14 protein-coding genes are annotated in these 19,485 nt (G+C 70.6%); 8 read left to right on the top strand and 6 right to left on the bottom strand.

Annotated features, from left to right (window positions below; all coding sequences use genetic code 11):
- A complete protein-coding gene (locus BLV39_RS07175; RefSeq protein WP_239083742.1) occupies window positions 1-2,028 on the bottom strand; it encodes a glycerophosphodiester phosphodiesterase family protein in 2,028 nt (675 codons plus the stop codon).
- A gap of 101 nt (window positions 2,029-2,129) precedes the next feature.
- Window positions 2,130-3,194 (bottom strand): serine hydrolase domain-containing protein, encoded by a 1,065-nt coding sequence (locus BLV39_RS07170; protein WP_090788598.1) that lies wholly within the window; start codon window positions 3,192-3,194, stop codon window positions 2,130-2,132.
- Between the two features lie 136 nt (window positions 3,195-3,330).
- On the opposite strand from BLV39_RS07170, the gene BLV39_RS07165 reads away from it, so the two are divergent.
- From BLV39_RS07165 to BLV39_RS07150, 4 genes are all read left to right on the top strand, one after another.
- Window positions 3,331-4,854 carry an amidohydrolase family protein gene (locus BLV39_RS07165; protein ID WP_090788596.1) on the top strand — a complete coding sequence of 508 codons (1,524 nt, stop codon included), beginning with the start codon at window positions 3,331-3,333 and terminating at the stop codon, window positions 4,852-4,854.
- 98 nt (window positions 4,855-4,952) lie between these two features.
- On the top strand, window positions 4,953-5,543 hold the full coding sequence (locus BLV39_RS07160; RefSeq protein ID WP_090788594.1) for a hypothetical protein: 591 nt from the start codon (window positions 4,953-4,955) through the stop codon (window positions 5,541-5,543).
- Window positions 5,543-7,564 (top strand): flotillin family protein, encoded by a 2,022-nt coding sequence (locus BLV39_RS07155; protein WP_090788592.1) that lies wholly within the window; start codon window positions 5,543-5,545, stop codon window positions 7,562-7,564. Before BLV39_RS07160 ends, BLV39_RS07155 begins: the two co-directional genes overlap by 1 nt.
- A complete protein-coding gene (locus BLV39_RS07150) occupies window positions 7,557-12,434 on the top strand; it encodes a DNA repair ATPase (protein ID WP_090788590.1) in 4,878 nt (1,625 codons plus the stop codon). The genes BLV39_RS07155 and BLV39_RS07150 overlap by 8 nt, the downstream gene beginning before the upstream one ends.
- Before the next feature lie 332 nt (window positions 12,435-12,766).
- Here the strand turns inward: BLV39_RS07150 and BLV39_RS07145 are convergent, their stop codons facing one another.
- On the bottom strand, window positions 12,767-13,732 hold the full coding sequence (locus tag BLV39_RS07145) for a dipeptidase (protein ID WP_090788588.1): 966 nt from the start codon (window positions 13,730-13,732) through the stop codon (window positions 12,767-12,769).
- Window positions 13,733-13,825: 93 nt separating this feature from the next.
- Between BLV39_RS07145 and BLV39_RS07140 the strand changes: the two genes are divergently transcribed.
- On the top strand, window positions 13,826-14,014 hold the full coding sequence (locus BLV39_RS07140; protein WP_090788586.1) for a DUF1918 domain-containing protein: 189 nt from the start codon (window positions 13,826-13,828) through the stop codon (window positions 14,012-14,014).
- On the opposite strand, the gene BLV39_RS07135 is transcribed toward BLV39_RS07140, so the two are convergent.
- A complete protein-coding gene (locus BLV39_RS07135) occupies window positions 14,015-15,247 on the bottom strand; it encodes an MFS transporter (RefSeq protein WP_176984794.1) in 1,233 nt (410 codons plus the stop codon).
- Between the two features lie 118 nt (window positions 15,248-15,365).
- On the opposite strand from BLV39_RS07135, the gene BLV39_RS07130 reads away from it, so the two are divergent.
- Window positions 15,366-15,980: a PadR family transcriptional regulator gene (locus tag BLV39_RS07130; RefSeq protein WP_090788582.1), complete on the top strand. Its 615-nt coding sequence runs from the start codon at window positions 15,366-15,368 to the stop codon at window positions 15,978-15,980.
- A complete protein-coding gene (locus BLV39_RS07125) occupies window positions 15,977-17,140 on the top strand; it encodes an FAD-dependent oxidoreductase (RefSeq protein WP_090788580.1) in 1,164 nt (387 codons plus the stop codon). The genes BLV39_RS07130 and BLV39_RS07125 overlap by 4 nt, the downstream gene beginning before the upstream one ends.
- A 162-nt stretch (window positions 17,141-17,302) precedes the next feature.
- Here the strand turns inward: BLV39_RS07125 and BLV39_RS07120 are convergent, their stop codons facing one another.
- Window positions 17,303-17,710 carry a four-helix bundle copper-binding protein gene (locus BLV39_RS07120; RefSeq protein WP_090788578.1) on the bottom strand — a complete coding sequence of 136 codons (408 nt, stop codon included), beginning with the start codon at window positions 17,708-17,710 and terminating at the stop codon, window positions 17,303-17,305.
- Here BLV39_RS07120 and BLV39_RS07115 point away from each other — a divergent pair.
- The gene (locus BLV39_RS07115; RefSeq protein ID WP_143049666.1) at window positions 17,697-18,248 is read left to right on the top strand and encodes a hypothetical protein; all 552 of its coding nucleotides are present in this window, start codon (window positions 17,697-17,699) and stop codon (window positions 18,246-18,248) included. The genes BLV39_RS07120 and BLV39_RS07115 overlap by 14 nt on opposite strands.
- A gap of 18 nt (window positions 18,249-18,266) precedes the next feature.
- On the opposite strand, the gene BLV39_RS07110 is transcribed toward BLV39_RS07115, so the two are convergent.
- Window positions 18,267-19,478, bottom strand: coding sequence for an RNA polymerase sigma factor (locus BLV39_RS07110; RefSeq protein WP_090788575.1), 1,212 nt, complete (start codon window positions 19,476-19,478; stop codon window positions 18,267-18,269).
- Window positions 19,479-19,485: the final 7 nt, after the last annotated feature.

Here is a 19,485-nt window from a genome sequence, read left to right as displayed (position 1 = left end):
TCAGCGCAGGCCGTTGCGGGTCGCGACCTCGATCAGCAGCCGCGGGTTGTCGGTGATGATGCCGTCGACACCCAGGTCGATCACCCGCTGCATGACGGCCGGGTCGTCCACGGTGTACGGCACGACCTTGAGCTTGTCGCGGGTCTGCAGCACCGGGACGTCGGGGCCGAAGTAGTAGCTCGGGTCCTGGCGCAGGTACCAGTCGGAGTTGACGACCGTGCCCTGCGTCGGGTCGTGCACCTGCCAGTTGGCGGAGACCGTGCCGGCGCCCGCCGCGCGGACGAGCTTGCCGAGGTCGCGGTACTTCCACCAGTCGAGACCGCCGGTCCACCGGCTCTTGACCGACTTGTCGCCGTAGACCGCCTGCAGCGAGCACTCGTCAGCCGGCGACGCGCACTCCGCCGGGCCGTACTGCCAGACCAGCGCGACCGTCTCGATCTTCCTGTTGAGCTCCCTGGCCCGGATGATCGTGCGCCAGTCGAACGACTGGATCGTGACCCGGTCCTCGAAGCGCGCCTTCTCGATCGCCTTGACCAGCTTGGCGGTGAACGGACCGAACGCCTCGGTGTCGTTCGCGGTCGGGCTGATCTTGGTCTCGATGTTCATCCGGACGTCCGGCCGGTCGCTGCCCTTGACGAGCGAGAACACCTCGTCGAGGGTCGGTATCCGGGCGCCGGGCACGGCCACCTGGTCGGGCAGCTCGGCCGGCGTCTTCGTGCCGCAGTCGATGGTCTTGATCCGGGCCAGGGTCAGGTCGTGCACGAGCTTGCCGACGTACGGGAACATCCGGTCCTTGGGCCGCACCGGCGCGGTGTCGATGCAGTGCGAGCCGTTGATCGCCCGGTCGTGCAGCACGACCAGCTTGCCGTCCTTGGTGACGCCCGTGTCCAGCTCCAAGGTGGAGATGGCGGGGTTGGCCAGGGCGCGCGCGAACGCCGGCAGGGTGTTCTCCGGCAGGTCCGCCCGGCCGCCGCGGTGGGCCTGCACGTCGAACGGCGACGCGTACGCCTTGGGCAGCCTGAACCGTAGTTGGCCCAGCAGGGTGCGCAGCCGGTCCGGATAGTCGGTGATCATGCCGTCGACACCGTCGTTGATCAGCTTGGTCATCGTCGGTACGTCGTCGACGGTCCACGGGACGACCTTGATGCCGTTCTTGTGCGCGTGGTCGACCATCGCCCTGGTCACGTACGGCACGTAGTTGGCATCGCTGACGGTGCCGTTCTGCGGCGTGCCGTGCACCGGCGAGAAGGTCTTCACGCCGAAGCTCTTGATCGCCTTGATCGGGTCGCCTGCGAAGTCGTCGATGTCGATCCCGCCCAGCCACGGCGACTTGCCCGGCTTGCCGGTCTGCAGGAAGTCGATGTTGGTCAGCGCGACCAGCGGCAGGCGCGGCTCGACCTGGCGCATCCGCATCAGCGCGCCCCAGTCGAACGACTGGATGGTGACCTGCTTGAGCAGGCCGGCCTCGCGCACCTCGCGGGCGGTCACCTGGACGAACTGCTCGCGCGGCGCGGTCTCGGTCGGCGCGCCGGCCTCGACCTTCGTCTCGACGTTGAGCTTGACGTCCCGCGCCTGGTAGCGGTTGACCAGCGCGAAGACCTCGCTCAGCATGGGCATCTTCGCACCCGGCACGGCGAGCTGGCCCGGCTTGTCGGCCAGCGTCAGGCTGCCGCAGTCGAGCGTGCGCACCTGCGCCAGCGAGAGCGTGTTGATGTACTTGCCGATGTACGGAAACTCCGGGTCACCGGCGAACGCCGGTGCGGTGTCCTTGCACTTCGACCCGGTGGTCCGCCGGTCGTGGGTGACCACGGCCCGGCCGTCCTCGGTGATCTGCACGTCGAGCTCCAGCGTGGAGACGCCAAGCTGGAGCGCGTTGCCGAAGGACGCGAGCGTGTTCTCCACCCGCAGCCCGAGGCCACCGCGGTGCGCCTGCAGGTCAAAGGTCTTTGGTGCGGCCGAGGCGGGGCTGCTGCCGGCGGTCAGGCCGGCCAGCCCACTCAGGGCCACGGTGGCGGCGAGTGCCGTCACGGCACGTCGTTGCCAACGGGACATGGTGAGTTCCTCCTAGGATCGGTGGTCCCGCCGATCCTGGAGTTCCGTTACGGCCCGTGCGCGTGCAACAGATGAACTTATGGAAATGTCTGGCGGATGAGTCGCCTCAGGTCCTCCATCGGGTCGTCCTTGCCCGCGGAGAGCAGGTTCTTGGTCGCGGCGACGGTCAACCCCAGGTCTGGGAACGCGTACGCGATGCTGCCGCCGTTGCCGCTGGCGCCGAAGAACTCGTCGTCGAGCTGGTAACCGAGGCCGCGCGGAGCCGGGAAGCCGGTCGCCCAGTCGTCGCCCGTCATCGCCAGCGTGGTCGCCGTCCGTAGTCGCTCGGGCGAGATCAGCCGCACGCCGTCGACCTCACCGATGAGCGCCGCGAACATCCGTGCCGCCGCCCGCGCGGTGATGGTGCCGACCGCCGGAATCTCGGCGCGCAGCACGGCGGGGTCGTTGCCGAGATCCACGTCGGGCCGCACGCCCGGTGGCGCGATCCGGTCGAAGTTGACCAGGAACTGGCTCGCGGAAGCCATCGCCGCCGACAGGTTCCGATCCTCGAGGACGGCCAACCGCGGCAGGTCCGCGTCGGGTACGGCGAGGAACAGCTCGCCTGTCACGCCCAGCGGTGCGGCGATGTCGTCGGCGAGCACCTGGGACAACGTGCGCCCGGTGGCCCGGCGGACCGTCTCGCCGACCAGGTAGCCGAACGTCCACGCGTGATAGCCGTAGCGCTCCCCGGCTGTCCACAGTGGCGTCGTGTCCGCCAGCAGCGCGCACATGTGGTCCCAGTCGGTCAGGTCGGCCCGGATGATGTCGGCCGGCAGCGCGGGCACACCGGCGCTGTGCGTCAGCGCGTGGCGCAGGGTGGTGTCGCCCTTGCCGTGTGCCGCGTACTCCGCCCAGACGTCGGCGATCCGCAGGTCGTAGTCGATCTCGCCGCGCTCGGCCAGCACGTGCACCGCCGTCGCGGTCAGCCCCTTGCCGGTCGAGAAGCTGAAGATCGGAGTGTCGTGTCCGACGCCGAACGCCTCGTCGACGAGCACCTCGCCGTTCCAGTAGGCGCAGACCTGCACACCGCGCTCGCGGCCGTCGGCGATCAGGCCGCCCACCGTCGCGCGCACCTGTTCGCGCAGCTCATCCTTCTTGATCACACGACCACGCTACGCACGGACACAACCGGATTAGTGGGGCTTTCCCCACCGTCGATACGCCAGCCCACGGCAATGACCCCGGCCCGGCGCTCGGGCCATCGTGAAGGCACCACACAAACGCGAAGGGGTGCCAGCCATGCAGCGCAGCAACTTCTCCCGTCGTTCGGTGCTCGCCGGTGCGGTCGGTCTGGCCGCCGGGGCGGCGGTCGGGGGCGGCCGGGCCAGCGCGACGCCGCGGGTGCCGTCCGCCGCCGACCGGGTGACCGCCATCACGCACGTGACCGTCATCGACGCGACCGGCGCGCCGGCGAATCGGGACATGACGGTGTTGCTGCGCGACGGGCGCGTCCTCGCGGTCGAGCCGAGCCGCCGGGTCGGTGTGCCGGTGGGCGCCGACGTGATCGACGGGCGCGGCAAGTTCCTCATCCCGGGCCTGGCCAACATGCACAACCACACCTTCGACGGCGAGGCGATCGAGCCTCCGCTGAACATCGCCAACGGCATCACCACGGTCCGCGAGATGAGCGCCAACGCGGACGTCACCCGCTGGAATCGCGAGGTGGAGGCGGGCACCCGGCTCGGACCCCGGTGGACCGTCGGCAGCCCGATCGTCGACGGCGAGCCGTCGCTGTGGGAGGGGCTCGGTGCGCCGTACGTCGCGGTCGCCACGCCCGAGGAAGCGCGGGCCACGGTCCGCGCGCAGAAGGCCGCGGGCGCCGACTTCGTGAAGGTCTACACACGACTGTCGCGCGCGTCGTTCTATGCGATCGCCGACGAGGCCCGCCGGCAGCGGATCCCTTTCCTGGGACACGTTTCCGACTTCGTCCAGCTTACCGAGGCCAGTGACGCCGGCCTGGCCAGCGTCGAGCATCTCTTCCAGGTCTGGTACGACACGTCGAGCCGCGAGGACGAGCTGCGCCGGGCCATCACCTCGGTGCCGATCGCGGGCGGCGAGTACAACGGCTGGCTCAACAAGATGCACCCGTACGAGTACGCGGCCGCCCGCAGTTTCGACCGGCACAAGGCGGCCGGAGTGTTCGCACGGTTGGCCCGCAACGGCACCCGGGTCACGCCGACGCTGGTGCTGCACACGTTCACGGACCTGCCAGGCGACACACCCATGAACGACCCGCGCTATGCCTACGTCCCGGCCGCCACGCAGGAGTTCTGGCAGTACGCCCTGGACCTGATCTACCTGGACGGGCGTACGCCGGAGCAGGACGCCCGTGGCCGGGAGATCTTCGAACGTCGCCTCCGCCTGGTCCACGACCTCGACTGCGCCGGAGTCCCGCTCATGGCCGGCACCGACAACGGCACCGCGTACCTGGTGCCGGGCTTCAGCCTCCACGACGAGCTGGCCCGCCTCTCCCAGGCGGGACTGTCGAACATGCGGGTGCTGCAGACCGCCACGCTGGAGCCGGCCCGCTATCTCGGCGCCCACGACCGCGGCACGATCGAGCGCGGCAAGGTCGCCGACCTGGTGCTGCTCGACGCCGACCCGTTGCGCGACATCCGCAACACGACCCGCATCAACTCGGTCGTCGTCCGCGGCCAGGTGATCGACCCGGCCGCCCGCCAACTGATGCTCGACGACGTGCGGAAGGCAGCCGCCGCCGTACCGCCCGCAACGGCACCGCTTGCCGCGCGCTGCCCCTGCTAGACCGCGACAGCCTGGGGTCATCCGGCCATTCGGATGACCCCGCGCTTGTGCGCCCATGTCATCATCCTGAGGAACATTCACGGGGGTGGTTTCGACAGGTGGGCGACTTCATCGACACGGCTCTGGGCTTTCCGTCCGTGGTGTTCACCGTCCTGCTCGCGGTCGTCGTCTGCTACTGGATCGTCGTGCTGGCGGGCGCGCTCGACACCGAGACCGACGGCGGGCTGGACGGCCTTCTCGACCGGCTCGGGCTCGGTGGCACACCGGCCACCGTGGTGCTGTCCATTGTGGTCGCCGTCGCCTGGTTCGCCAGTCTCGTCGGCACGGTTCTCCTGCCTGACAACGCCTTCCTCGACATCCTGGTGCTGATCGCCAGCCTGGTGGTCGCCTGGGCGGTCGCCAACCAGCTCCGCCGCCCGCTGCGTCGGTTCTTCCCCACCGCGCCCGAGGCGTCCCGGCATGACTTCGTCGGCCGCGAGTGCGTGATTCGCACCGGCCGGGTCGAGGTCGACTTCGGTCAGGCCGAGGTGCACGCCGCCGACGGCTCGTCGGCCATCGTGCAAGTTCGCCAGACGGGCGTCGACACGTTCACCGTGGGCACCCGCGCGGTCATCTACGACTACGACTCCGCCGGCGAGTTCTTCTGGGTCGTGCCGGCCGACCTCTCGAATCAATCGAAGGACCGTTGATGGACGTCATCTCGCTCGGGTTCCTCGTCCTCGTCGTGGTGCTCATCCTCGTACTCCTTGGCATGCTGCTGTTGGTCAGCCGGCTGTTCAAGAAGGTCGAGCAGGGCAAGGCGCTGATCATCTCGAAGACCCGCAAGGTGGACGTCACGTTCACCGGTGCCGTGGTGATGCCGGTGTTCCACAAGTCCGAGATCATGGACATCTCGGTGAAGACCATCGACATCGAGCGGTTCGGCAACGACGGGCTGATCTGCCAGGACAACATCCGGGCCGACATCAAAATCACCTTCTTCGTGCGCGTCAACAAGACCGCCGAAGACGTGGTGAAGGTGGCCCAGGCGATCGGCACCGCGCGCGCCAGCGATCAGGAGACGCTCCAGGAGCTGTTCAGCGCCAAGTTCTCCGAAGCGCTCAAGACGGTCGGCAAGCAGCTCGACTTCGTCGACCTCTACACCAAGCGCAACGAGTTCCGCGACCGCATCATCGCCGTCATCGGCACCGACCTCAATGGATACTCGCTCGAGGACGCGGCGATCGACGTGCTGGAGCAGACTCCGCTCGACCAGCTCGACCCGCGCAACATCCTCGACGCGCAGGGCATCCGGAAGATCACCGAGCTGACGGCCCACGAGAACGTGCGCACCAACGAGTTCCGGCGCAACGAGGAGAAGGAGATCACCCGGCAGAACGTCGACGCCAAGGAGGCCATCCTCGAACTGGAGCGCCGCCAGGCCGACGCCGAGATCAAGCAGCGCCGCGAGATCGACACCATTCGGGCCCGCGAGGAGGCCGAGACCGAGCTGGTCCGGGCCGAGCAGCGGCTGCGCTACAACTCCGCGAACCTGCGCACCGACGAGCAGCTCGGCGTCCAGCGGGAGAACCAGGCCCGCGAGATCGCCGTCGCCGAGAAGAACCGCGAACGCGTCATCGCGATCGAGACCGAGCGGATCGAGAAGGACCGCATGCTCGAGGTGATCGGCCGCGAGCGGGAGACCGAGCTGTCGACGATCGCCAAGAACAAAGAGGTCGAGGTCGAGAAGCGGGCGATCGCCGAGGTCGTGCGTGAGCGGATCGCGGTGGAGAAGACGGTCGCCGAGCAGGAAGAGATCATCAAGCGCCTGCGGGTGGTCGAGGAGGCCGAGCGGCTGCGCCAGTCGACGATCATCCAGGCCGAGGCGATGGCCCAGGAGAACCTGGTCAAGGACATCAAGGCGGCCGAGGCGGCGGAGGCCGCGGCCAAGCACCGCGCCCGCGAGCAGCTCGTCCTCGCCGAGGCCCGGCAGCAGACCGCCGAGCTGGACACCCGGGCCAAGATCCGACTGGCCGAGGGTACGCAGGCCGAGGCGGCCGCCGCCGGTCTGGCCGACGTGCAGGTGCGCGAGCGCGACGCCGAGGCGATCGAAAAGGTCGGCCGGGCCGAAGCGGTGGTCGAGCGGGAGAAGGCGATCGCGGCGGCCGAGGGCATGCGCGAGAAGCTCAAGGGCGAGGCCGAGGGTCTTGTCGAGAAGGCAGCCGCAATGGCCGCGCTCGACGACGCGACCCGCGAGCACGAGGAGTTCCGGCTGCGCCTGGAGGCCGAGAAGGAGATCCGGCTGGCCGGCATCGACGTGCAGCGGCAGGTGGCCGAGGCGCAGGCGGAGCTCATCGGCAAGGGTCTGGAGAAGGCCGACATCGACATCGTCGGCGGCGACAGCATCTTCTTCGACAAGCTGATCGGCGCGATCTCGACCGGCAAGAGCGTCGACGGCTTCGTCAGCAACTCGACGGTGGCCACCTCGTTGGCCGGGCCTTGGCTGGACGGCTCGTCCAGCTTCGCCGACGACCTCGGCAAGTTGCTCGGCAAGGTGAGCACGGCCGACATCACCAACCTGACGCTGTCCGCGTTCCTGCTCCAGCAGATCAAGGCGGGCGGGTCCGACTCCGGGAAGCTGCGCGAGCTGCTGACCGCGGCGGAGAAGCTGGGTGTCGCCGACGCGCCGCTGGCGGCGCTCAACTCCAAGCACTCGGCCGCCCGTGGCTGAGGCGACGACCGCGGAACCCAGTCTCGACGCGGGCACCTATGAGGTGCTGCGCGACCGGCTGGCGGCGCGGTCCGCCGAGCTGGCCGGCCGGGCGGAGGAGCTCAACACCCGGCGGCTGGCCGAGTTCGGCAGCACCGAGCTACGCCTGGTCTGCACCGACCGAGTCCGCACCGAGCACAACTGCGTGCCGCGCGACATCGTGCCGGCCGCCGGCGTGATGCTGTTCGGCTACAACGTGTTCCTGGGCCTCAAACCCGAGACCTCGGCCGGCGACGTGTTCTCGCTGCACCGGTTCCTGCGTGACGGCGACGCGTTCCGGTTCGACGACGTGCCCTCGGCCGAGGTGCCCGGGCTGCTCGACGACGAGGCGTTCCAGCGCGACTTCGCCGAGCTCTACCGCTACTACCGGGAGACCCGGCTGGCCACGCTGCGCGAGGTCGACGGGAAGCTGCTCGCCGTCTTCCAGACCGGCCCCCGGGCCGAGGACATCCGCGTGCTGCGCTGGGCCACGGCGCCGGACGGCAGCGTCGCGTACGTCGACAACCGGGGCGAGCGCGACCATGTCTTCCCGCCCAGCCACGACCTGGAGTGGGTGGAGACCACCCGCGACGACCACGTGCTGGGCCGGCACCCGCACATCTCGATCGCCGGCGAGCTGTTCGTGGAGACGGTCGGCGGCGACCTCACCCTCAAGGTCGAGGACAACACCGAGTCCGGTGAGGGCATCTACGCGGAGCCCGTCGAGCAGCCCCTGCAGAGCCTGGCCGACGCGGACGTGCACTGGGCCCGGGTCGGCCCGCTGATCCTGCTGCGCATCCGGCCGTACAAGGAAGACGCCTGGCGCCATCTGGTCTTCAACACGCGCACCAAGGGCGTGGTCCGGCTCGACGGCATCGGTCAGTCCTGCCAACGGCTGCCGGAGGACCACGGCATCATCTTCCCGGGCGGCTACTACCTGACCACCGGCGTGGTGAAGACGTTCGAGACCGACACCTCCGACCTGGTCTTCGAGCGGTTGATCCGCTCACCCAACGGCGAGGACGTCCTCTACGTCTTCCACGCCGTCGTCGAGGGACGCAGCCTGCTGCTGCCTTACAACGTGATCCGCAAAGAGGTCGCGACCCCGCTCGCGTGCCACGGCTACTCGCTGTTCGACGACGGCACGCTGGTGGTCTTCCGGGCCACCTCCGACGAGCCGACCCGCGTACACCCCATGCAGGTCTGGCAGACGCCGTTCCGGTCCGACGCGTACGCAGCCAGCCAGCCGGCCGGCACCGGCCCGCTGGCCCGGGTGGGCAACGCCGATCTCGTCCGCGGCATCTCCGACGCGCTCTCGGTGGCCCGGATGGTCGGCGAGATGAGCCCGTCGGTGCCGGTGTTCGAAGCGCTCATCGCCGCATGCGTGCGGGTCTTCGACCACTACCACTGGCTGGGCGAGGCGGAGCTGTGCGACCTGCGCACCCCGCTCGCCGAGGTACGCGCGACCGCCGAACAGGTGCTCGACGAGTACGAGCGGGTCCAGGCCCTCACCGCCGCCGCCGGCACCGCCCTGGACACCGCCGCAGCCGACCTCGCCTCGCTCCTGCGCCGGGTCAACGGCGAGCCGCCGGCCAGCACCGACGGCTGGATCAGCCAGCTCGCCGACCTGCGCCGCGCCCAGGGCCACCTGGAGACACTGCGCGAGCTGCGCTACGTCGACCTGGCCCGGATCGACACACTGGGCACGGAACTGTCGGCCCAGCTCGACAGCACGGCCCATCGGGCGGTCGGTTTCCTCGAGCGCGACGACGCGTTCGCCGGCTACCGGGCCGAGGTCGAACGGCTCACCGCCGAGGGTGCCGAGGTGCCGACCGTCGCGGCCGCCACACCGGTCGGCGAACGGCTCACCGAGCAGGCCGACGCGCTGCGCCTGGTGACCGACGTGGTCGGCACGCTGGACATCGCCGACGCGACCGTGCGCACCGCCATCCTGGAACGGATCGGCGAGGTGCTCGGCGCGGTCAACCGCGCCAGGGCCACCCTCGACGCCCGCCGCCGCGAGCTGGCCGCGGTCGAGGGCCGGGCCGGCTTCGCCGCCGAGTTCGCGCTGCTCAACCAGGCGGTGACCGGCGCGCTCGCGGCCTGCGACACCCCCGAGGCGTGCGACGACCAGCTCGGCCGTCTCCTGCTCCAGGTCGAGGTCCTGGAGTCCCGGTACGGCGAGTTCGACGACTTCCTGACCGAGCTGTCGACCAAGCGCACCGACGTGTACGAGGCGTTCTCGGCCCGCAAGCAGGCGCTGGTCGACGACCGCTCGCGGCGCGCCGACCGGCTGGTCGACTCGGCGGACCGGATCCTCACCAGCGTCCGTCGGCGCGCGTCCACGATGGACACGCTCGACGACGTCAACACCTACTTCGCCGGCGATCCGATGGTGGCCAAGCTCCGGTCGGTCGCCGACGAGCTGCGCGCGCTCGGCGACGCGGTCCGGGGCGAGGAGCTCGACGGCCGGGTCAAGGCGACCCGGCAGGAGGCCGGCCGGGCCCTGCGCGACCGGATCGACCTGTTCCGCGACGGCGGCGACACCATCCAGCTCGGCCGGCACCGGTTCGCCGTCAACACCCAGGCGATCGACCTGGCGCTGGTGCCGCACGACGGCGCCATGGCGGTCGCGGTCACCGGCACCGACTTCCGCGCGCCGGTCGACGACCCGCAGTTCCTCACCACCAGGGAGTTCTGGGACCAGCCGCTGGTCTCCGAGTCCCCCGAGGTCAGCCGCGCGGAGTTCCTCGCCACCTCGATCCTGGCCACCGCCGACCTGGACGTGCTGCACACGGCCGCGGCCGGCGGCACGCTGGCGGACCTGGTGCGGCGGGCCGCCGAGGAGCGCATCGACGAGGGCTACGAGCGCGGCATCCACGACGCCGACGCGACCGCGATCCTCGAGGCGCTGCTGCGCCTGCACGCCGGCGCGGGCCTGCTGCGGTACCCGCCGGTCGCCCGCGCGGCGGCCCAGCTCTTCTGGGCTCACGGCGCCGACGATCTGGCGAAGCCACTGTGGACCCGGCGCGCCGCCTCGCTCGCCCGCGCCCGCGCGGTCTTCGGCGGCTCACCGGCGATCGACGAGCTCCAGGCGGAGCTGTCGGCCGCGGTCACCGCCTTCACCGCCGCGCCCGGGCTGCCGGACCACCCGCTGGCCGGCGAATACCTGTTCGAGGAACTGGCCGCGGGCAACGGCTTCGGCTCCAGCGCGGGCGCCCGGTCCCTGCTGGCCGGCTTCCGCAAGGCGCTGGGCCGCCCGCGCGCCCGCGAGCTCGACGAGGACCTGCGCGCGCTCGGCACCGACCTGGCCGCGCGGCACCAACTCGTCGAGGCCTGGCTGGCCGCGTACGCGGGGCAGAGCGAGTTTCTGGCCGAAGCGGTGGCCATCGAGCTGTGTGACGTCCCGCGGTACGACTCGTCGGCCGAGCTGACGGCGACCGTCGAGGGCCTGCTCGGCACCCATCCCCGGATCGCCGAGCGCCGGCTGACGCTGCGGCTGGACGAGGCGCTGGCCCGCACGACGGCGTTCCGCGACACCCGGGTGCCGGCGTACCGCGCGTACCAAAAGCTCCGGGCGCAGGTCGCGGAATCCGCCGGGCGTCGTTTGCGGATCGACGAGCACAAGCCGCGGGTGATGTCCGGCTTCGTGCGCAACCGTCTGCTCGACGAGGTCTACCTGCCGCTGATCGCCGACAACCTGGCCCGCCAGGTCGGCGCGGCCGGCGACGCCAAGCGCGTCGACCAGTCCGGCCTGCTGCTGCTGATCTCCCCACCGGGCTACGGCAAGACCACGCTCATGGAATACGTGGCCAGCCGCCTTGGCCTGGTCTTCGTGAAGATCAACGGCCCGTCGCTGGGCACCGCGGTGACGTCGGTCGACCCGGCGTCGGCCCCTGACGCGACCGCGCGCCAGGAGGTCGAGAAGATCTCGTTCGCGCTGGAGATGGGCAGCAACGTGCTGCTCTATCTCGACGACATCCAGCACACGTCCCCCGAGCTGCTGCAGAAGTTCATCTCGCTGTGCGACGGCCAGCGCCGCATGGAGGGCGTCTGGGACGGGCGCACCCGCACGTACGACCTGCGCGGCAAGCGGTTCGCGGTGTGCATGGCCGGCAACCCGTACACCGAGTCCGGCAAACGGTTCCGGGTGCCCGACATGCTCGCCAACCGCGCCGACGTGTGGAACCTGGGCGACGTGCTGTCGGGCCGGGACGAGCTGTTCGCACTGAGCTACGTCGAGAACGCGCTGACCACCAACCCGGTGCTGGCCCCACTGTCCACACGGGATAGAGGCGACGTCGAGCTGCTGGTCCGGATGGCCCGGGGCGACAGCTCGGTGCTGCCCGACCAGCTCGCACACCCGTACCCGGCGGTCGAGCTCACCCAGATCCGCTCCGTGCTGGCCAAACTCCTGCGGGTGCGCGACGTGGTGCTGTCCGTCAACCGGGCCTACATCGCCTCCGCCGGCCAGGACGACGCGGCCCGCACCGAGCCGGCCTTCCTGCTCCAGGGCTCGTACCGCAACATGAACAAACTCGCCGAACGCATCCTGCCGGTGATGAACGACGAGGAGCTGGAGGCGGTCCTCGACGACCACTACGTCGGGGAGGCACAGACCCTGGCCGCGGCGGCGGAGGCCAACCTGCTCAAGCTGGCCGAGCTACGGGGCCGGCTGACCCCGTCGCAGGAAGCCCGGTGGTCGGAGGTCAAGGCGGCCTACCTGCGCCAACGCGCCCTCGGCGGGGCGGACGACGACCCGATGAGCCGCGCGGTCGGCGCGGTCGGCCTGGTCGCCGACCGCATCGGCGAAGTCGAAGCAACGCTCAGAAGATCAATTTCTAAGGATTGACTCGGGCCGCGGTGATCCCCGACCAGCGACGGAACCGAGCGGTCGCCCAGCGGTGCGGCGCGTTCCTGGCGACAGCTTCAGCGGCGACGTCCCTCTTTACCGGGTGCATCGCGCACGGGCGGACATGCGAAAGCATGTACGCACATGCTTTCGCATGTACGCCGGCGCGCCAGGACCCATGCCAGCGCGCGGCGACCGACCGGCGTCAAGATTGACCACGGCGGGCCTGGCAGCGCAGCGAAGCGGAGCGGTCCCTCGCGGGAGGAACGGTCCGGACCATCGCGGACCCGAGTCAAGCCCTCGAATTTGATCTTCCGCCCAAGGATGACGCGCTAGCCGATCGGTTTCCAGACCTGTTCCGCTACCCGGCGGAAGTTGCCGCCGAGGATGCCGGCCACCGCCTCCCCCGGGTAGCCGCGGTCGAGCAGTGCCTGTTCCACCCGGAGCAGATCCTCCGGCGGCATGATCTTGATCGGGCCGTAGCGGCGGTACGGCTCCGGGAACAGTTCCGGGTTCGTGGCCATCTCGCGGTTGAGGTCTTCGAGGTCGAAGGAGTAGTCCGAGGCGACGCCGACGTGATCGGGGCCGATCAGCTCCACCGCGTAGTCGATGTGTCGCACCATCGCCTCGACGCTCGCGTCGTTCGGGCCCAGGAAGACACCGACGCCGGTGATGCCCACGACGCCGCCGGTCTCCGCGCAGGCCCGCGCCTGGTCGTCGGTGATGTTGCGCTCGTGCTCCCAGAGCGCCCGCATGCAGGAGTGGCTGTAGACCATCGGGGCCTGCGTCACCGAGGCCAGGTCGAGGCCCGTGCGGATGCTGCAGTGCGAACCGTCGACCACCATCCCGACCGCGTTCATCTCGCGGACCAGATCCTGCCCGTACGCGGTGAGCCCCCCGTCGAATTCGTCCATGCAGCCGGAGCCGGCGGCGTTGCGCAGGTTGTAGGTCGGCAGCATCGTGCGTACGCCCAGGTCGTAGAACTCCTTGACCCGCTCCAGCCGCCCGCCGAGCGGCCCGGAGTCCTCCAGGTCGAAGGCCACGCCGATCTGGCCCGCGCGGGTCGCGGCGTCGATGTCGGCCACCCCGTCGACCAGCGTGAGCTGGTCGTGCGCGGTCACCCCGCGGCGCCAGGTGTGCAGGAGCTCGAAGACCAGCTCCGTCGAGTGCGGCGAGAAGCCGACATTGACCGACACGTACGCGCCGCCGGGCCGGGCGTACCGGGTCAGCTCGTCCAGGTCGGCCGTGGGCACCAGCGGGAGGCAGCAGTGCTGCTCCCAGAGCAGCCGTTGATCCATCTGCGCATCATGCCTCAGCTCGAACCGCCGTCCAGGTGTGCGCCGGAAATGCCGGGGAATGAGCAGTTTTAGCAGCGCTGGAGGAGGCATGTCATGCAAGCCGAGGTAGGAGACCGACTCGTCGTCGAGGGCATCCACGTGGGTGATCCGCGGCGGCTCGGTGAGATCGTCGAGGTGCGGCACTCCGACGGGAGCCCGCCATACCTGGTCCGCTGGCCGGACGGCACCGAAGGCCTGGTGTTCCCGGGCACCGAGGCGCACGTGGAGCGCCACGACGAGTGATCAAGCGGCCGCCGGCTCGACGGCGGCCGGCAGCTCGTCGCGGTCGAGCTCGCGCCAGGTCCGCCGGAAGACCAGCGGGAGCAGGGTGACGCCGAGATAGAGCGACGCCGAGAGCAACAGCCCCGGCGTGCGACCCAGCGTGTCCAGAACCAGGCCGCCGAGCAGCCCGCCCAGCGGAATCCCGGCCCAGGCCAGCGACCCCGTGAAGCCGAACACCCGGGCGTGCAGGTCGGGCGGCACCCGCTCGAACATCGCGCTGCTGATGATCGGGTTGATCGACGCCGACATCGCGCCGGCCCAGACGCAGATGCCGAGCAGCAGGGGCAGGCTGGTGGTCAGGGCCATGCCGAACAGCAGTGGCGACCCGGCCAGCAGCAGCGACACCGCGAAGGTGGCGTAGCGCGGCAGGCGCGGACCCAGCCAGGCGAAGGCCATCGAACCGAGCACCGCGCCGAGGCCGTACGCGCCGGCGATCGTCCCCAGCAACGACGGGTTGTCGAAGACCTGCTTGATCCAGGCCGGCACGTAGACCGCCATAGTCGCCTGGTCGATCAGGTTGGCGAACAGCAGCAGCGCGGAGATGGACAGCAGCAGCCGGTCGGTGCGGACGTAGCGCAGCCCGACCCGCAGCGACTCCAGGTAGCCGTCGGTGCTCTCCGGCCGGGGCGCCGCCGGCACCGCGACCGCGATCAGCAGGGCCGCCAACAGTGCGGCCACGGCGTCCAGGAGCAGCACGTTCACCGCGCCCAGGAAGGTGATCAGCAGGCCGGCGGCGGGCGTGCCGAGCAGGAACGAGAGCCGCTCGACGCCGGCGTACAACGAGGTCACCCGCTCCAGCGGTGCACCGCTGGCGGCGACCAGGTCGGGCACCATGAGCCGCTTGGCCGCGTCGGTGATGCTCTGGACCGCCCCGAGCGCGGCGACGATCACCAACAGCGCGGCGAACGGCAACCCGGCCGAATGGCTGAGCACGGGCGCGGCGGCCAGCACCACGGCGCTGGCCAACCCGCCGGCGACCGCGCAGCGCTTGCGGCCCAGCCGGTCGATCCACGGTGCGCCCGCGATCTTCACCAGCACGTAGCAGCCGGTCTGCGCGAACGCGACCAGGCCGACCCGGGTCAGCGAGCCGCTGGTGTCGAGCACCAGCCAGGGCAGCGCCAGCATGGTCATCTTGTTGCCGGCCAGCGACGCGCCCTCGGCGACCAGGAACGCCACCAACGGTCGCCGTCGCACCTGCCCCATGGGTAACGACCCAACAGCCATCCATCGCCGTACGCAACCGCTCAGATTTCATTAGTTGACTCTGACTATTCAGTAATGGATAGTTGGAGTTGACTGAAGGAGGTGCGCGGTGGCCAAGAAGCGGAAGGTCGGCAACCTGCTGGCCCTGGCGGTGCTGTCCTACCTGACGATGGGGCCGAAGCACCCCTACGAGCTGTCGCGGACGCTGCGCGACAACGGCGACGACCGGAGCATCCGGTTCAACCACGGCTCGCTCTACATGGTGATCCAGCAGCTCGACAAGGCCGGCTTCGTCGCGGAGCAGGAGACCACCCGCGAGGGGCAGCGCCCCGAGCGCACGGTCTACGCGATCACCGACGCCGGCCGTTCGGAGCTGCACGACTGGCTGCGCGAGCTCGTCGGCGAGCCCGACCACGAGTACCCGCACTTCGTCGCCGCGCTCTCCCTGATCGCGGCGCTGCCGCCCGACGAGGCGGTCGCCCTGCTGCGCCAGCGCCTGCTGCGCCTCGGCGAGCTGCGGGAGCAGACCCGCACGATGGTCGCCGGCGCGCTCACCAACGGGCTGCATCCGCTGTTCCTCGTCGAAGAGGACTACCGGGCGACGCTGCTCGACGCCGAGGCCGCCTTCGTCGAGCGGTTCATCGGCCAGATCACCGATCCGGACACGGGCTGGGGCCCGCAGTGGGCCGCCTTCCACACAGGACAGAAGGGGTACGAGTCATGATTCGCACCGCACTGGTCATCGGTGGTGGCATCGCCGGGCCGGCGACCGCCATGGCGCTCCGCAAGGCCGGCATCGACGCCACCGTCTACGAGGCGTCCACCACGCCCCGCGGCGGCGCGTTCCTCACCCTGGCACCCAACGGCGTCGACGCGCTCCGGGTGCTCGACGCCGACGCGTCCGCCCTGGCCAATGCCTTCCCGACGCCGGGCATCACGCTGCGCAGCACCACCGGCAAGGTGCTCGGCGAGTCCAGCACCGGCGGGTCCCGCAGCTTCACGCTCCGCCGCGCCGACCTCTACCGGGGCATGCACGACGAGGCCACCGGGCGCGACATCCCGGTGCTGACCGGCAAGCGGTTCGTGGGCCTGTCCGAGACCGCGACCGGCGTGCGGGCCGAGTTCGCCGACGGCAGCACCGCGTCGGCCGACGTGCTGATCGGCGCCGACGGCATCCACTCCGCCGTCCGCCGGGCCATCGACCCGACCGCACCGCCGCCGGTCTATGCCGGGCTGGTCGGAAACGGCGGCTTCGCCCCTCCGGTCTCGGCGGTCTCCGCGGCACCCGGCCACTACGAGATGATCTTCGGCCGCCGGGCGTTCTTCGGCTACCTGGTCGCGCCGGGCGACGAGATCTGGTGGTTCGCCAACGTGCCGCACCGCTCCGAGCCGGCCCGCGGCGAGCTGGCTTCGGTCGACTGGCGGTCCCGGCTGCGCGAGCTGTTCGCCGACGACGCCGGCCCGGCGCTCGACGTCATCGCCGCGACGCCTGAGCTGGTGCCGATGGACCCGATCGCCTCCGTGCGCGGCCTGCGCTCCTGGCACTCCCGCCGCGTGGTGCTGGTCGGCGACGCCGCACACGCACCCACACCGACGTCGGGCCAGGGCGCCTCACTGTCCATCGAGGATGGTCTGGTGCTGGCCAAGTGCCTGCGCGACCACGCGGAGCCGGCGGACGCCTTCGCCCGCTACGAGGCGGCCCGCCGCCCACGCGTCGAAGCCATCATCAAGGCCGCCGCCCGCAACAACAGCAGCAAGGCGGCCGGCCCGGTCGGCCGGGTGATCCGCGACGCGGTGCTACCCACGATCCTGCGCCTGTCCGCGACAAGCACGGCCCAACGCAAGGTCTTCGACTACCACGTCGACTGGGCGACAGCGGCCTAGGGGGTGTCTCGTGGATCAGGGTGGTGCTCCGGCGAGGTCCAGGCGGCGTCCGGGCGTGCGCGGAGAGCGGTCGGATACCGGTGTTGTATCTGGCCGCTCTTCGCGTGCGGTCGGTCGTCGTCTGGGCCCGGCGGAGTGCCGCCTTGATCCACGAGACGCCCCCTAGTCCATCGCGGCGAGAAGGTCTCGGCAGGCCTGCTCGCAGGACCGGCACGCGTCGGCGCAGATGCCGCAGTGTTCGTGCATCTCGGCGTGCAGGCCGCACTCGTGCGCACAGGCGGAGCAGGCGATGACACAGGCCTGGAGCATGGCCCGGCCAATCGTGGCGTCGTAGCCGGTGTGCCGCGACAACACCCGGGCGGTCGTCGCGCAGACGTCCGCGCAGTCGAGGTTGGTCCGGATGCACCTGACCAGCGCGGCCACGTCGGGCTCGCTCAGGCAGGCGTCCGCACACGCGGTGCAGGCCTCCGCGCAGTCGTCGAGGATGTCGATGGTGGCCGCGAGCTGGATGCGGTCCAGGCTGATCGCCTGCGGGTAGTTCTCCAGCATGGGCAGCGTGGACGTCGTCATGATTGCCTCCTTGTCGCCACGAGCCGCATTCCCGCATCCGCGCAGCTCATGCCTTGACAAGCAGGTTCGATACGATGCGGGCATGGGTGACGACGTGCGTCAATGCCAGCCGATCCACCGTCTCGCCGAACTGCCGACCGCCGCCTGGTTGAGCATCCACGTCCTGCTCTACCTCTGCCTGAGCGCGGTGGTCTTCCTCCTCTGGGACACGCCGATCTCATCCCTCACCGACATACTTCTGGCGATAGTCGTCGGGGTCGCGTGGCTCGCCCCGCTGTGGGTGTTCTTGAGCGTCGCGGCCACCTTCTGCCTGGGAGTGCTGCGGCTGCTGACCGACGCTCGTTGGTACTGGTTCAGGCTGGCCGCGGTTCTGCTTTTCGCCGTACCGTTTCCGTTGCTCGTGCTCAGCGTCGCCGGTCCGGCGATGGCTCTGCCCGTAGCCGGTGCGCAGTTGGCGACGGCATTGCTCATCGTTCAGCCTCGGCGGAAGCCGGGCTTATGGGCGGACCGGGCTCCCGCCATGGGTGACTGCGGCTGACAGCGGACCGCGTCGCGATCATCGGGTCGCGGCGGCCGCGCGCTCCATCAGTAGGTTGCGTTCCTGGCGGGTGGGTGCCAGGCCGGCCGCCCGCTCCAGCTCTTCGGCGGCCTCGACCCGCCGGCCCAGGCGGAGCAGGAGGTCGCCGCGGACCGCGCCGTACAGGTGGTAGCGGCCCAGCCGGGGATCAGCGCCGAGCTCGTCGACCGCGTCCAGGGCCGCCTGCGGACCGTCCACCTGCAACAGGATCACCGCCCGGTTGAGCCGGACGACGGGTGACGGTGCGAGCTGGGACAGGGCGTCGTAGAGCGCCAGGATCGCCGCCCAGTCGGTGTCCGCGAAGCGCGGCGCTCGGGCATGGCAGGCGGCGATCGCGGCCTGCACCGTGTACGGCCCGAGTGGCTTGCGCAGGTGGCGGGCGCGGGCCAGGGCGGTCAGGCCGTGCGCGATCAGTGTGCGGTCCCAGCGCGTGCGGTCCTGGTCCTCCAGCAGCACCGCCTGCCCGTCCGGGCCGCTACGGGCGGCGAACCGCGACGCCTGCAGCTCCATCAGCGCGACCAGTCCGTGGACCTCGGGCTCGGCGGGCATCAACGCGGCCAGGACGCGGCCGAGGCGCATCGCCTGCTCGGCCAGGTCGCGGCGGATCCAGTCGTCGCCGGAGGTCGCCGCGTGGCCCTCGGTGAAGATCAGGTAGACGACCTCCAGCACGGCGCTGAGCCGGGCCGGCAGTTCGTCGGGGTCGGGCAGGGCGAACGGGACCTCGGCCTCGGCCAGCGTGCGCTTGGCCCGGGAGATCCGCTGCCCGATGGTGGCCGACGGCACCAGGAACGCGCGGCCGATCTCGTCGGTGCTCAACCCGCCGACCATCCGCAGGGTCAGCGCCGCCCGGGACTCCTGCGCCAGCAACGGGTGGCAGGCCACGAACACCAGCGACAGCAGGTCCCCGTCGGTCGCGGGGGCTACTTCCTCGATGGCCAGCAGGGCGTACTTCTGGTCGCGTACCCCCTCTCGCCGAATCATGTCGATCGCCCGGCGGCGGGCCGTGGTGAGCAACCACCCGGCCGGCTCGTCCGGCACGCCGTCGCGTGGCCACTGCTCGAGCGCCGCCAGGTAGGCGTCCTGCGCGAAGTCCTCGGCCAGCCCGACGTCGTTGACGAGCCGGGTGAGGGAGGCGACCAGCCGCCCGGAATGCATCCGCCACACCGCTTCGACGGTCCGCCGTGCGTCCATGTCGCCC

Source organism: Asanoa ishikariensis (genome assembly GCF_900107455.1).
Taxonomy (GTDB): Bacteria; Actinomycetota; Actinomycetes; order Mycobacteriales; family Micromonosporaceae; genus Asanoa; species Asanoa ishikariensis.
Note: the sequence above shows the minus strand (reverse complement) of the source record. Positions and strands in the feature narration are given on the sequence as shown.

Coding starts and splice junctions, on each gene's coding strand:
- BLV39_RS07120 (WP_090788578.1), bottom strand. CDS start 17,710: ATGACGACGTCCACGCTGCCCATGCTGGAGAACTACCCGCAGGCGATC.
- BLV39_RS07140 (WP_090788586.1), top strand. CDS start 13,826: ATGCAAGCCGAGGTAGGAGACCGACTCGTCGTCGAGGGCATCCACGTG.
- BLV39_RS07125 (WP_090788580.1), top strand. CDS start 15,977: ATGATTCGCACCGCACTGGTCATCGGTGGTGGCATCGCCGGGCCGGCG.
- BLV39_RS07110 (WP_090788575.1), bottom strand. CDS start 19,478: ATGGACGCACGGCGGACCGTCGAAGCGGTGTGGCGGATGCATTCCGGG.
- BLV39_RS07155 (WP_090788592.1), top strand. CDS start 5,543: ATGGACGTCATCTCGCTCGGGTTCCTCGTCCTCGTCGTGGTGCTCATC.
- BLV39_RS07165 (WP_090788596.1), top strand. CDS start 3,331: ATGCAGCGCAGCAACTTCTCCCGTCGTTCGGTGCTCGCCGGTGCGGTC.
- BLV39_RS07145 (WP_090788588.1), bottom strand. CDS start 13,732: ATGGATCAACGGCTGCTCTGGGAGCAGCACTGCTGCCTCCCGCTGGTG.